The organism is Arthrobacter sp. N1 (genome assembly GCF_048288285.1).
Taxonomy (GTDB): domain Bacteria; phylum Actinomycetota; class Actinomycetes; order Actinomycetales; family Micrococcaceae; genus Arthrobacter_D.
Genome location: NZ_CP102608.1, coordinates 90,702 through 103,677 on the forward strand (window position 1 = coordinate 90,702; position 12,976 = coordinate 103,677).

Consider the following 12,976-nt stretch of genomic DNA (forward strand, 5'->3'; position numbering starts at 1 on the left):
GGTAGTCTTGACGCTGTGATCGACGTCAACGACCTCCGCCTGAATCCCGAGCAGTTCCGAGCATCGCAGCGCGCACGCAGGGCGGACGAGTCGCTGGTCGACGCGGTCCTCGCGGCGGATGCGCGGCGCCGTGAGTCGGTCACCGCCTACGAGACGCTCCGCGCCGAGCAGAACGCCTTCGGCAAGCGCGTCGCCCAGGCCAAGGGTGAGGAGAAGCAGGCCCTCCTCGCGGAGGTCAAGCAGCTCGCCACGGCCGTGAAGGCCGCCTCCGCGACCTCCGAGGAAGCCAAGGCCGAGCAGGAGGCGCTGCTGCGGAAGCTGCCGAACCTCGTGCAGGACGGCGTCCCCGAGGGCGGCGAGGACGACTACGTGGTGCTCAGGACGGTCGGCACCCCGAGGGATTTCGCGGCCGACGGGTTCGAGCCCCGGGACCACCTCGAGATCGGCGAGCTGATCGGTGCCATCGACATGGAGCGCGGCGCCAAGGTCTCCGGGTCACGCTTCTACTTCCTGAAGGGTGTCGGTGCCCGGCTCGAGATCGCGCTGCTGCGCATGGCCCTGGACCAGGCCATGGACGCCGGGTTCACGCCGATGATCACGCCCACGCTCGTCCGTCCCGAGACCATGCAGGGGACGGGCTTCGACATAGCGCACGACGCCGAGATCTACCGGCTGGAGGAGGACGACCTCTACCTCGTCGGGACCTCGGAGGTGGCGCTCGCCGGGTATCACTCCGACGAGATCATCGATCTCGGTGCGGGGCCCGTCCGGTACGCGGGCTGGTCCTCCTGCTACCGGCGCGAGGCCGGCTCGCACGGTAAGGACACCCGCGGGATCATCCGCGTGCACCAGTTCAATAAGGTGGAGATGTTCACGTACACGACCGTCGAGGAAGCCGCGGCGGAGCACGAGCGGATGCTGGCCTGGGAGGAGCAGATGCTCGCCAAGGTCGAACTGCCCTACCGCGTCATCGACACCGCTGCGGGTGACCTCGGCATGTCCGCCGCCCGCAAGTTCGACTGCGAGGCATGGGTCCCCACGCAGGGCGACTACCGGGAACTGACCTCCACCTCGAACTGCACCACCTTCCAGGCCCGCCGCCTGAACATCCGCGAGCGCCCGGAGGGGGAGGGCCAGAAGGGGACCCGCGCCGTCGCGACCCTCAACGGCACGCTCGCGACGACGCGCTGGATCGTCGCCATCCTCGAGCACCACCAGAACCCCGACGGCTCGGTCACGGTCCCGGCGGCGCTGCGACCCTACATGAACGGTTTGGAAACCCTCCCGGTCCTGTGAGGATTCTCCTACCCCGGTGTCGGTGCGGTCTGGTTCACTGAAGCATGAGCACTTTGACCAGTGCCGGCATCGATGACCGGCAGGAGAACCGCACACACCACCTGATCGCCCTGGACGTCGACGGCACCCTCGTGGACCACGAGGGAGCCATGACGGAGGAGGTGCGGGACGCCACCCGGGCCGTCATCGACGCCGGGCACGAGGTCATCATCGCCACCGGCAGGTCCCTCGGGGCCACCCTGCCGGTCATCCGGCTCCTGGGGATCACGCGTGGCTACGCCGTCTGTTCCAACGGAGGCGTGACCCTGAGGGTCGACGCGACCCTGGACCAGGGCTTCGAGGTCCTCGACCGCGTGACCTTCGACCCGAGGCCCGCGCTCACGGCGCTGCGGGAACGGCTGCCCTCCGCGAAATATGCGCTGGAGGACGACCGCGGACGGTTCCTCTCCACCGAGAGCTTCCAGGACGCGAGCTTCGGCTCGGAGGCCGAGAGCGTGGGCTTCGAGGAGATGCTCGGGAGCCGGGCGGTCCGCGTGGTGGTCTTCAGCACGGATAGCTCGGCCGAGGAGTTCGGGGCCGCCGTCGCATCCATCGGCCTCCATGGCGTCACCTACTCGGTCGGCTGGACCGCATGGCTGGACATCGCGGCCTCGGGCGTCACGAAAGCCACCGCGCTCGAGGTGCTGCGCCGCCGCCTCGGCACGGATCCCGCCATGACGGTCGCCGTCGGCGACGGCCGGAACGACATCGAGATGCTGCAGTGGGCGGGGCGCGGCGTCGCGATGGGCCAGGCACCCGACGAGGTGAGGTCGGCCGCCTCCGAGGTGACGGGCAGCGTGTACGACGACGGCGCCGCGAAGGTCCTCCGCTCGCTCGTCTGACCTGTCGTGGACGCACGGGGGGACGACGGCCGCTCGACTGTCCTGTGCCTGCCGGCCCATCGTCGCCGAACCGTGCGCTGCCCGGGGCCGGCGGCCGCCGTCGCCGGTCGGGGCGGCGGACCGGGGAAGAGAGCCCGAGGGCTTCAGTAGGCCAGGCTCGCCTCGGGCAGGGATGCAGGACCGTACACGAGGTCGAGCAGGCGCGCGGCGGCGGGCCGGGTGGCCCACTCCTCCATCCAGTGCGAACGGACCACGGCGCGGCTGACGGCCTGCGCGGTGATGCCGAGCTCCTGCGCGACGTACTTCTGCTGTCCGCGGGCTCCGGGTGTCAGGAGATCGAGGACTGCCCATTCCGCGTCGGTGCGCGTGTGGACGATCTGCCCGAGGAGGCGCAGCACGGCCTCGGCCTCCGCGGCGATCCCGGCGTCGGGTCCCTCCACGGCCAGGGGGATCCGCTCGCCGGTCTTCATCGCCCGGTTCACCGCGCGTCGCGCGTACACCAGCCCGTAGCCCTGACCGTCGACGATGCGCTCGGGCAGCGGAGGCGTGAGGCCGCCGACCCCGAGGCCGACGTGCCACCGCCGGTAGCGGAGGGCCCGGAGCGCCGCGTCGACCGCCGTCGTCGCGTCCTCGACGACACCCTGCACCTCGTCCCCGACGGTGCGCTGGAAGGGGACGACCGTGGGCAGGTGGCGCAGGGCCCGCAGGAGGTCGCCCACCATGTCGCCGACATCCCGCGAGTCGCGCTGGTTGATCGTGAGGACGTAGTGCATGGCTCCAGTATGGCGGCTCAGGTGCGCGGACAACCGAACGCGGTTGTATGCCGGCGCGGGAATAGAAGAAGCCCCCGCCGGCGGGATGCGCTGGCGGGGGCTTCGTCGGTACGGGGCACGGGCCCGGAGGGTGGGGCAGGGGCCTAGCGTCCCTCAGGCGTCTCGGTCGCGTTCTTCGCTTCGACATCGACGGCGCGGCCCTGCGGCTCGTCCTGGGCGCTCGCGTCGCCGGCCTCCTGGAAGCGCCGCAGTGATGCCTCGATCTCGGCCTCGGCCGCCTCCCGGCCGGCCCAATCGGCGGCCTCGACCCACTTGCCGGGCTCCAGGTCCTTGTACTTGGTGAAGAAGTGCTTGATCTCGTCGAGCAGGAAGTCCGAGACGTCGGACAGCTCCTTGATGTCGTCGAACCGCGGGTCCACCGGGACGCAGAGGACCTTCGCGTCCCCGCCGCCGTCGTCGACCATGTTGAACACGCCGATGGGGCGCGACTCGACGAGGACACCCGGGATCAGGTCGAAGTCCTGCAGCATCACCAGGGCGTCGAGCGGATCGCCGTCCTCGCCCAGGGTGTTCTCGAAGTAGCCGTAGTGCGTGGGGTACTGCATGGCCGTGAACAGCACGCGGTCCAGGCGCAGGCGGTGCGTCTCGTGGTCGATCTCGTACTTGACGCGCGAGCCCTTCGGGATCTCGATGGTGACGTCGAGCTTCATGGCAACTCCTGTGCTGGGTCGATGGTGACTGCCGGCCGCTGCCGCGCCCTCACGGGGAGCGGCTGCCGGCCGGTCTACTGTTGATCGTCAGCCCTAACATATCGGTCGCTCACCGCTACCGAGGCATTTTTCCGCCGTGACGCACCGCCACGGCGCGTGCCGCGCAGACCGCGAAAGGACACCATGACGCGATCCTTCCGCCTGCTGACCGGACTGCTCCTGCTCCTGGTCATGGCGGCGATCGCGGTCCCCGTCGCCTCGCACGTCGCTCCCGCCGTCCTCGCCGCGGTCGATCCGCCGCCACCCGCGGACCCGCCCGTCACCCCCGCGCCGCAGGTCCCGCCCACCTCCGCCGCCGTGCCCGACGTCGTCACCCCGCTCTCACCCGCCGCGCCGTCCCCGGATCCCGCCGCACTGGGACCCGCGCTCGACGCCGCGCTGGCCCTGTCGGGGCCGGGCTCGTTCGCCGGCACGGTGGTGGACTCGGCGGACGGCACCGTGCTCTACGCGAGGGACGCCGACCGCCCGCAGCCGCCGGCGTCCACCGTCAAGCTGTTCACGGCGGTCGCCGCCCTGACCTTCGGACGCCCGGACGCACGGCTGCAGACCTCGGTGCTGTCCTCGCCGTCGGCCGGCGGAGCGCTCTTCCTCCACGGCGGCGGCGATGTCCTCCTCGCGTCGGGGCCCTCGGTACCCGACGCCGTCGTCGGGCACGCCGGGCTCGGCACACTCGCCGCAGAGACGGCCGCGGCGCTGCCCGCTGGATCGGGGCCGTACACCGTGTTCCTCGATGACAGCCTCTTCGCCGGTGCCAGCGTGAATCCCACCTGGGCGCAGGGTGACATCGAGGCCGGTGAGGTCGCTCCCGTGCACGCGCTGGCCGTCAATTCGTCCTGGCTCGAGGAGGGGCGCACCGGGGGCCCGCGCTCGCAGGATGCCGGACTCGACGCAGCGAACGTCTTCACCACGGCGCTCGCCGCCGCCGCCGCGGACCGGAGCATCACCGTCCAGCCCGACGTGCAGCGGCGGACCAGCCCGGAGGACGCCGTCGCGCTGGCGGCCGTGGAATCGGCTCCGCGCGCGGCGCAGGTGGCCCGCATGCTGGAGGTCTCGGACAACTACCTCGCCGAGGCACTCGCCCGGATCGCGGCACGGGAGAGCGGACGTCCCGCCTCCTTCGGCGGCGCGACCGAGGCCCTCGCCGCGGCTGCGACGCGTGCGGGCGTGGCCGGGGAAGGCCTCGCCTTCGGTGATGCGGCAGGACTCTCCGCCCGGAACGCCGTCTCGCCGGCGCAGGTGGCCGCACTCGTCCGCGCCACCACCACGTCGGCCGATCCCGGGATCGCCGCCGTGGCCGCATCGCTGCCCATCGCCGGGCTGACCGGCACGCTGGCCCCGCGGTTCACCCCGGAGGATCCTGATGCACGGCCCGGCGCCGGGACCGTGCGCGCGAAGACGGGCACGCTGAACGCGGTCACGGCGCTCTCCGGGCACGTGGTGACCGTCGATGGGCGGCTCCTGGTGTTCTCCTTCCTCGCAACCGGGCTGGACGGCAACACGGTCGAGGCGAGGTCCTCGGCCGACCACGCGGCCGCGCTGCTGGCTGCCTGCGGATGCCGCTGACCCGTTCGCCGACAGACGAACCCACGCCTGCTCCACGAGTGCCTCGGCTCGCCGTCAGCAGGGTGTGATCGAATAGGCCCATGCCCAGGAACGAGTCCGCAACGCCCCGCCCGCAGCTGGTCAACTGGGATATCGCGGCGTCGACCGCAGCCTCCCTGACCCCTGCGGGCCCCACCATGAATCCCGCCGACATCGCCCGGGCCGTCCAGAACATGCGAGAGCTCGCGGATGCATCGGTCAGCCATGTCCACGCCATCTCGCGGCTCGACGCCGCCCGTGACCTCCGTGACTCGGAGCTGCTGATCGTCGATCGGGCGTCCTGGGCCAAGGCCAATGCGCAGAGCTTCCGCACCCTGATGGACCCGGCGCTCGACCAGCTCGCTGCCACACGTCCGGATCTGCTGAAGTCCGCCTCGCTGACCCTCGGTGGGAGCGTCACCGGTGCGCAGCTCGGTGCCATCCTCGCCTTCCTCTCGAGCAAGGTGCTCGGGCAGTACGATCCCTTCGTCCCCTCGCGGAACGGCCAGGGCGGCCGGCTCATGCTCGTGGCCCCGAACATCATCGCCGTGGAGCGGGAACTGAATGTGGACCCGTCGGACTTCCGCCTGTGGGTGTGCCTCCACGAGCAGACGCACCGCGTGCAGTTCGCGGCAGCCCCGTGGCTCAAGGACCACATGACCGGACACATCGGCGAGCTCACGTCCGGGCTGATGGACAAGGCGGACTCCCTGTCGGAACGGCTCGGTGCGGCGGTGAAGAACCTCGCCGGCACGCGGTCTAGGATCGCCGGCGGCACCGCGGGCGTGCCGACGCAGGACGTCGGTGTGCTGTCGATCCTGCAGGACCCGGACGACAAGGCGCGCCTGTCCCACCTCACCGCCGTCATGAGCCTGCTCGAGGGACACGCGAACGTGGTGATGGACGGGGTGGACGGCCGGATCGTCCCGTCCGTGAAGACCATCCGCCGCCGGTTCAATGCCCGCGGGAAGTCCCGGGGCCCCCTCGAGAAGGTCATCCGCCAGCTCATGGGCCTGGACGCGAAGATGCGCCAGTACAGCGACGGCTCGAAGTTCGTGCGGAGGGTGGTCGGCCAGACGGGGATGGACGGCTTCAACGCCGTGTGGGAAGCGGCCGACCATCTCCCCACCGAGCGCGAGATCCACGCACCGGACGAGTGGATCGACAGGATGAGCCTGCGCCGCCATGGCTAGGCGCCCGCGCCTCCTGCCGGCGGTCGGTACCGCCCGCAACCTGCTGGCGGCCGGCCTCGAGGGGATCGCGGACGAGGCTCCGACGGGGTCCCCGACCCTGCCCCTCGTCCTGGTCGCGTGCAGCGGCGGTCCCGATTCCCTCGCTCTCGCGGCAGTGGCGGCGCATGCGGCGCACACCGGACGGTGCCGTGTCGGCGCAGTCGTCGTCGACCACGGGCTGCAGCCCGGGAGCGCCGACGTCGCTGCCCGAGCCGCCGAGGCCGCCCGAGGGCTCGGGCTGGACCCCGTGGAGGTGCGGACCGTCGCGGTGGACCGGACGGGCATGGGCCCCGAAGCCGCGGCCCGCACCGCCCGCTACTCGGCGCTGGACGACGCCGCGGCAGCGCACGGAGCCGCCGCCGTCTTGCTCGGCCACACGCTCGACGACCAGGCCGAACAGGTCATGCTCGGCCTCGCGCGCGGCTCGGGCACCCGGTCGCTCGCCGGCATGCCCGGTCGGCGTGGACTCTACCTGCGGCCGTTCCTCGAACTGCGCCGGGCCGATACCGAGGCCATCTGCGCCTTCTACGGGCTGGAGCCCTGGCATGACCCCACCAACGAGGACCGGGCCTTCGCCCGGTCCCGGGTGCGGCGGGAGGTCCTGCCGTTCCTCGAGGACCAGCTGGGGCCCGGGATCGCGCAGGCTCTCGCCCGGACCGCCAGGATCCTCGGTCAGGACGCCGACCTGCTGGAGCAGCTCAGTTCGGAGGCCTACGCCGGGCTGAGGACCGAGGGCGACGACGGCGAGATCCTCCTCCCGGAGGACGCTCTCAGGGCCCTGCCCGCGGCGCTGCGGCAGCGCGTGCTCGCCCTTGCGGCACTCGACCTCGGGGCGTTCCAGCCCAGCTCCGAGCGACTCCGCGCCGCCGAGTCGCTCCTCGACCGCAGGGGGTCCGCCGGTCCGGTGCAGCTGGGCGGGAAGGTGAGCGTCCACCGGCAGGTCCGCGGGCGGGCGGTTCTTCGCGGGGATGCAAGCTATGGCAATCTTGTCCTCAGCAGCAATGGCAGCAACAACGGCCCCGGTGTGCAGCAGTCGCGCCGTCCAACCCAGGAGTAACCGGTGGATTCCAACGACGTCCAGTCAGATCTCAAGCACGTCCTCTACACCAAGGAGGAGATCCAGCAGCGGATCAACGAACTGGCGCAGCAGATCGATGCGGACTACGCGGGACGGGACATCCTCCTCGTGGGCGTCCTCAAGGGTGCGGTGATGGTCATGGCGGATCTGGCCCGCGCACTGCACTCGCACATCACCATGGACTGGATGGCCGTCTCCTCCTACGGGTCCGGTACCCAGTCCTCCGGCGTGGTCCGCATCCTCAAGGACCTCGAGACGGACCTCATGGGCAAGCACGTCCTGATCGCCGAGGACATCATCGACTCCGGCCTGACCCTCTCCTGGCTGAAGGCCAACCTGCTGTCCCGCGGGCCGGCGTCCGTCGAGATCTGCACGCTGCTGCGCAAGCCGGCCGCCGCGAAGGTCGAGATCGACGTGAAATACGTCGGCTACGACATCCCCAACGAATTCGTGGTGGGCTACGGACTGGACTTCGCGGAGAAGTACCGCAACCTCGATTTCATCGGGACCCTGGCGCCCCACGTCTACGAATAGGCCTTCACCGGAGGGCCCGTGACCGGTACGCCGAGAGGGAACTATCGGCACGATCCGCGCGTGGAGAATCTCGGACGGTGTATATGTTGAGGTGCTTAAAGCGCACCCACTCGGCAGTGCGCCCGTACATTCTGACGTGCATCAGCAGGAGGGACAGGGCTTGCTGCCCTGAGACGAATGAAATTCAAGAACATCTTCAAGGGGCCCATCTTCTGGATCGTCCTGGCGGTCGTGGCGCTCCTGCTGGTGCTTCCGTCCCTGTTCGGCACGGGTGCCAACCGCGTGGACACCAACGTGGGCCTGGAACTGCTCCGCGGCCAGACCGTCGAGCAGGCCAAGATCTACGACGGCGAGCAGCGGGTCGACCTCACGCTCAGTGAGCCGTACGAGGACAAGGGCGAGAACGTCCAGTTCTTCTACAGCACGGCGCGGGCCGAGAGCGTGGTCGAGGCCATCAACGATTCCAGCGCGGACGGCTTCACCGACCAGCCCGCCGAGAGCAACTGGCTCCTCAGCCTCGCCGGCCTGATCTTCCCCATCCTGATCCTCGGCGTCATCTTCTGGTTCCTCCTCAGCCGTATGCAGGGCGGGGGATCCAAGGTGATGCAGTTCGGCAAGTCCAAGGCGAAGCTCATCTCCAAGGACATGCCGCAGGTGACGTTCAACGACGTCGCCGGCGCGGACGAGGCTGTCGAGGAACTGCTGGAGATCAAGGAGTTCCTGCAGGAACCCGCGAAGTTCCAGGCCCTCGGCGCCAAGATCCCGAAGGGCGTGCTCCTCTACGGGCCTCCCGGGACGGGCAAGACCCTCCTGGCCCGGGCGGTCGCCGGTGAGGCCGGCGTCCCCTTCTACTCGATCTCCGGCTCGGACTTCGTGGAGATGTTCGTCGGCGTGGGCGCGTCCCGCGTCCGCGATCTCTTCGAGCAGGCCAAGAACAACTCGCCCGCCATCATCTTCGTCGACGAGATCGACGCCGTCGGCCGTCATCGCGGTGCGGGTGTCGGCGGTGGCAACGACGAGCGCGAGCAGACGCTCAACCAGCTCCTGGTCGAGATGGACGGCTTCGACGCCACCACGAACGTGATCCTGATCGCCGCCACCAACCGCCCGGACGTCCTGGACCCCGCGCTCCTGCGCCCGGGCCGGTTCGACCGCCAGATCGGCGTCGAGGCCCCGGACATGAAGGGCCGCGAGCACATCCTGTCGGTCCATTCGAAGGGCAAGCCGATGGCAGGCGGCGTCGACCTCAAGGGCGTGGCGAAGAAGACGCCGGGCTTCACCGGTGCCGACCTCGCGAACGTCCTCAACGAGGCCGCGCTGCTCACGGCGCGTTCCAACGCGCAGCTCATCGACGATCGCGCCCTCGACGAGGCGATCGACCGCGTCATCGCGGGGCCCCAGAAGCGCAGCCGCGTGATGAAGGAGCTCGAGCGGAAGATCACCGCCTACCACGAGGGCGGGCACGCACTCGTGGCTGCCGCGCTGCGCAACACGGATCCGGTGACGAAGGTGACCATCCTCCCGCGCGGCCGTGCCCTGGGCTACACGATGGTCATGCCGAGCGATGACAAGTACTCGGTGACGAGGAACGAGCTGCTCGACCAGCTGGCCTATGCCATGGGTGGTCGCGTGGCCGAGGAGATCGTCTTCCACGATCCCTCGACGGGTGCGTCGAACGACATCGAGAAGGCCACCGGCACGGCCCGCAAGATGGTGACCCAGTACGGCATGAGTGAGCGCATCGGCGCCGTGAAGCTCGGCCAGGGTGCGGGCGAACCGTTCCTGGGACGCGACATGGGCAGCGACCGCGACTACTCGGACCAGATCGCGCTCGTCGTGGACGAGGAGGTGCGCCGTCTCATCGACAACGCGCACGACGAGGCGTACCAGATCCTCACGGAGAACCGCGACGTCCTCGATCAGCTCGCCCTTGAGCTGCTCGAGCGCGAGACCCTCAACCAGGCCGAGATCGCCGAGGTCTTCACCTCGGTCCGGAAGCGCGGCCTGCGCGAGGTGTGGCTGTCCAAGCAGACCCGGCCCGTGCACTCCCTGCCGCCGGTCGTCTCGAAGAAGGAGCGCGCGGAAGCGCTGGAGAGCGGTCAGCCTGCGCCGGAATCCGTCGCCCCCCAGGACCAGATCGCCGACGCCGACATCCCCAGCGGCTTCGACGTCGCCGGATCCGACCTCCCGTCGCCCGAGACGGGCGACGGCCCCGGCGACAGGCGGGACGCGTAGTCCTGTAGCGACAGACCAGCGGTCATGGGGCCGGTGGGCAGTGCCCGAAGAAGGGGAGACGACCCGATGACAGATTTCGACGACGAAGTGGTGGACGCCGCGCTGATGGCCACCGGGTCGCCCGTGGACCAGGAGCGGATCGCCAGGGCCGTCCGCGAGATCCTGGCCGCCATCGGCGAGGATCCCGACCGGGACGGCCTGCTGGAGACCCCGAAGCGGGTCGCGAAGGCGTACGCCGAGATGTTCGCGGGACTCCACCAGGATGCGGCCGAAGTCCTCTCCACCTCCTTCGACATCAACCACCAGGAGCTCGTGCTGGTGAAGGACATCCCCTTCTACTCGACGTGCGAGCACCACCTCGTGCCGTTCCATGGCACGGCGCACATCGGTTACATCCCCTCCGCTGACGGACGCGTGACCGGCCTGAGCAAGCTCGCTCGCCTCGTGGAGGTGTACGCCCGGCGTCCCCAGGTGCAGGAGCGGCTGACCACGCAGATCGTGGATGCGATGATGGAACACCTGAAGCCCAAAGGCGCGATCGTCGTCATCGAGTGCGAGCACATGTGCATGTCGATGCGCGGGGTCCGGAAGCCCGGAGCCAAGACCGTCACGTCCGCCGTGCGCGGCCAGATCCGCGAGACGGCAACGCGCGCCGAGGCCATGAGCCTCATTCTCGGAAGGTAGGAGCCCCGCTTTCATGGATTCACTCGCCGCAGCGCCCGGAACAGGGCCGGCGACCTCGCCGCTGCCCGTCATCCGACCGGTCCGTTCCGCCAGGACCTTCGGTGACCTGCCCACGGACCGCGCGGTGGTCATGGGTATCCTCAACGTCACGCCGGACTCGTTCAGCGACGGCGGCAGGTTCGCCGGCACCGACGACGCCATCGGCCACGGCCTCCGCATGCACTACGGCGGGGCGGACATCATCGACGTCGGAGGTGAGTCGACGCGTCCCGGGGCCCGGGCCGTGCCGGTCGAGGAGGAACTGCAGCGGGTGCTGCCCGTCGTCCGGGCGCTTGTCAAGGCCGGCGCCCTGGTGAGCATCGACACCATGCACGCCGAGACGGCCCGCCAGGCCCTCGACGCGGGCGCGTCGATCATCAACGACATCTCGGGCGTCGAGTTCGATCCGGCCATGCCGGCCCTCGTGGCCGAGCGGGGCGTGCCGTACATCCTGACCCACAGGCGCGGATCGGCGACCACCATGACCTCCCTCGCCGAGTACCACGACGTCGTCGCGGAGGTCACCGGGGAACTCGCCGAGCTCCGTGACCGGTTCGTGGCGGCGGGCGTGGCCGCCGAGCGCATCATCCTCGATCCCGGCCTCGGCTTCGCGAAGACGGACGAACACAACTGGCTGCTCCTGCGCCACCTCGATGCCTTCACCTCACTGGGCCACCGCGTCCTGGTCGGGGCCTCGCGCAAGCGGTTCCTCGGTACCCTGCTCACCTCGGCGGGCAAGGCCGCGACGCCGGGCGAGCGTGACCACGCCTCGCTCGCCGTCGCCACCCTGGCCGCCTCGTCGGGCGTCTGGGGCGTCCGTGTCCACGATCCCGTCACCACGCTCGACGCCGTCAAGGTCGCAGCCGCCATCGGTCCGCGCCCGTGAGTGAGGTCCACGGCGCCACGTCCGACGGCGCGTCCCGGTACGCGGCCGCCGACGCCGGGGGAGTGTCACCCGGGCAGTCCCTGAGGGCCACCTCCGGCCACGTCCCCGGGCTGGCAGGTTCCCCCTCCGGTGCCCTCGACTCGGTGGTGCTGCGCGGCATCTCCGCGAACGGCTACCACGGCGTCTTCGACCACGAGCGCCGCGAGGGCCAGCCGTTCGTGGTCGACATCGTCCTTCACCTCGACCTGCAGCCGGCCGGGACGAGCGACGAACTGGCGCGGACCGCCCACTACGGCGAGCTCGCCGGCCTGGTGCACGGAATCATCGGCGGTGAGCCGTTCGACCTGATCGAGGCGCTGGCCGAGACCATCGCCTCGGCGGTCCTCGCCGCGTTTCCGGTGGCCGCCGTCGACGTGACGGTGCACAAGCCGAAAGCGCCCATCGAGGTGCCCTTCGGCGACGTGGCGGTCACGCTGCGCAGGAGCCGGCCGTGAGCGGTACCGTGCGCTCCGTGCTCGCGCTCGGCAGCAACCTCGGCGCGAGCAGCGACACCCTGGCGCGTGCCGTCGCGGACCTCGTCGAACCGGACAACGTCCGGCTGCACGCCGTCTCACCCGTGGTGCGCACGAAGCCGGTGGGCGGACCGGAGCAGCCGGACTACCTCAACATGGTGATCGAGGTCGAGACGGATCTTGACCCGTACGAGCTCCTCGCGCACTGCCAGGCGGTGGAGGAGAAGTACCACCGCAAGCGCCTCGTCCGGTGGGGTCCCCGCACCCTGGACATCGACATCATCACGTACGGCTCGCTGGTCTCCGACGACGAGGCACTGACCATCCCGCATCCGCGGGCGGCGTCGCGTGCGTTCGTGCTGCAGCCGTGGGCGTGGATGGATGCCGGGGCCCGGCTGGCCGGCCGGCCGGTCGCCGAGCTGGCCGCGGAGGCGGAGGACCTTGCGGGCCTGGTGCCCTTCGAGGGAGTCTAGGA

Annotated in this window: 13 protein-coding genes; 11 read left to right on the forward strand and 2 right to left on the reverse strand. The window is 70.3% G+C overall.

Features of this window, described 5'->3' with window-relative positions; translation table 11 throughout:
• Positions 1-15 precede the first annotated feature (15 nt).
• Together serS and NVV32_RS00440 are read left to right on the forward strand one after the other, a co-directional pair.
• A complete protein-coding gene (serS, locus tag NVV32_RS00435; protein WP_055765961.1) occupies positions 16-1,296 on the forward strand; it encodes a serine--tRNA ligase in 1,281 nt (426 codons plus the stop codon).
• Positions 1,297-1,340: 44 nt separating this feature from the next.
• On the forward strand, positions 1,341-2,177 hold the full coding sequence (locus tag NVV32_RS00440; protein WP_422390982.1) for an HAD family hydrolase: 837 nt from the start codon (positions 1,341-1,343) through the stop codon (positions 2,175-2,177).
• Between the two features lie 143 nt (positions 2,178-2,320).
• Here the strand turns inward: NVV32_RS00440 and NVV32_RS00445 are convergent, their stop codons facing one another.
• Positions 2,321-2,950 (reverse strand): hypothetical protein, encoded by a 630-nt coding sequence (locus NVV32_RS00445; protein WP_422390983.1) that lies wholly within the window; start codon positions 2,948-2,950, stop codon positions 2,321-2,323.
• Positions 2,951-3,093: 143 nt separating this feature from the next.
• Complete coding sequence (locus NVV32_RS00450) at positions 3,094-3,660, reverse strand: inorganic diphosphatase (protein ID WP_055765953.1); 567 nt, start codon at positions 3,658-3,660, stop codon at positions 3,094-3,096.
• A gap of 183 nt (positions 3,661-3,843) precedes the next feature.
• On the opposite strand from NVV32_RS00450, the gene dacB reads away from it, so the two are divergent.
• The 9 genes from dacB to folK all read left to right on the forward strand — a co-directional run bounded on the left by dacB (position 3,844) and on the right by folK (position 12,974).
• Positions 3,844-5,283, forward strand: a complete 1,440-nt coding sequence (gene dacB / locus NVV32_RS00455; RefSeq protein ID WP_422390984.1) for a D-alanyl-D-alanine carboxypeptidase/D-alanyl-D-alanine endopeptidase — start codon at positions 3,844-3,846, stop codon at positions 5,281-5,283.
• A gap of 80 nt (positions 5,284-5,363) precedes the next feature.
• Entirely contained in the window at positions 5,364-6,494 is a 1,131-nt protein-coding gene (locus NVV32_RS00460) for a zinc-dependent metalloprotease (protein ID WP_422390985.1), read from the forward strand.
• A complete protein-coding gene (gene tilS, locus NVV32_RS00465) occupies positions 6,487-7,590 on the forward strand; it encodes a tRNA lysidine(34) synthetase TilS (RefSeq protein ID WP_422390986.1) in 1,104 nt (367 codons plus the stop codon). The genes NVV32_RS00460 and tilS overlap by 8 nt, the downstream gene beginning before the upstream one ends.
• A gap of 3 nt (positions 7,591-7,593) precedes the next feature.
• Entirely contained in the window at positions 7,594-8,145 is a 552-nt protein-coding gene (gene hpt, locus NVV32_RS00470) for a hypoxanthine phosphoribosyltransferase (RefSeq protein WP_055765946.1), read from the forward strand.
• 177 nt (positions 8,146-8,322) lie between these two features.
• The gene (gene ftsH, locus NVV32_RS00475; protein WP_055765943.1) at positions 8,323-10,380 is read left to right on the forward strand and encodes an ATP-dependent zinc metalloprotease FtsH; all 2,058 of its coding nucleotides are present in this window, start codon (positions 8,323-8,325) and stop codon (positions 10,378-10,380) included.
• Between the two features lie 66 nt (positions 10,381-10,446).
• A complete protein-coding gene (folE, locus tag NVV32_RS00480; protein WP_055765939.1) occupies positions 10,447-11,064 on the forward strand; it encodes a GTP cyclohydrolase I FolE in 618 nt (205 codons plus the stop codon).
• A gap of 13 nt (positions 11,065-11,077) precedes the next feature.
• Entirely contained in the window at positions 11,078-11,989 is a 912-nt protein-coding gene (gene folP / locus NVV32_RS00485; protein WP_422390987.1) for a dihydropteroate synthase, read from the forward strand.
• Positions 11,986-12,483, forward strand: a complete 498-nt coding sequence (gene folB / locus NVV32_RS00490) for a dihydroneopterin aldolase (protein ID WP_422390988.1) — start codon at positions 11,986-11,988, stop codon at positions 12,481-12,483. Before folP ends, folB begins: the two co-directional genes overlap by 4 nt.
• On the forward strand, positions 12,480-12,974 hold the full coding sequence (gene folK, locus NVV32_RS00495; RefSeq protein ID WP_422390989.1) for a 2-amino-4-hydroxy-6-hydroxymethyldihydropteridine diphosphokinase: 495 nt from the start codon (positions 12,480-12,482) through the stop codon (positions 12,972-12,974). Before folB ends, folK begins: the two co-directional genes overlap by 4 nt.
• The last annotated feature ends 2 nt before the right edge of the window (positions 12,975-12,976 follow it).

Excerpts from the sequence above, each read along its gene's own strand:
- NVV32_RS00440 (WP_422390982.1), top strand. The coding sequence starts at position 1,341 with ATGAGCACTTTGACCAGTGCCGGCATCGATGACCGGCAGGAGAACCGC.
- NVV32_RS00445 (WP_422390983.1), bottom strand. The coding sequence starts at position 2,950 with ATGCACTACGTCCTCACGATCAACCAGCGCGACTCGCGGGATGTCGGC.
- NVV32_RS00450 (WP_055765953.1), bottom strand. The coding sequence starts at position 3,660 with ATGAAGCTCGACGTCACCATCGAGATCCCGAAGGGCTCGCGCGTCAAG.
- dacB (WP_422390984.1), top strand. The coding sequence starts at position 3,844 with ATGACGCGATCCTTCCGCCTGCTGACCGGACTGCTCCTGCTCCTGGTC.
- NVV32_RS00460 (WP_422390985.1), top strand. The coding sequence starts at position 5,364 with ATGCCCAGGAACGAGTCCGCAACGCCCCGCCCGCAGCTGGTCAACTGG.
- tilS (WP_422390986.1), top strand. The coding sequence starts at position 6,487 with ATGGCTAGGCGCCCGCGCCTCCTGCCGGCGGTCGGTACCGCCCGCAAC.
- ftsH (WP_055765943.1), top strand. The coding sequence starts at position 8,323 with ATGAAATTCAAGAACATCTTCAAGGGGCCCATCTTCTGGATCGTCCTG.
- folE (WP_055765939.1), top strand. The coding sequence starts at position 10,447 with ATGACAGATTTCGACGACGAAGTGGTGGACGCCGCGCTGATGGCCACC.
- folP (WP_422390987.1), top strand. The coding sequence starts at position 11,078 with ATGGATTCACTCGCCGCAGCGCCCGGAACAGGGCCGGCGACCTCGCCG.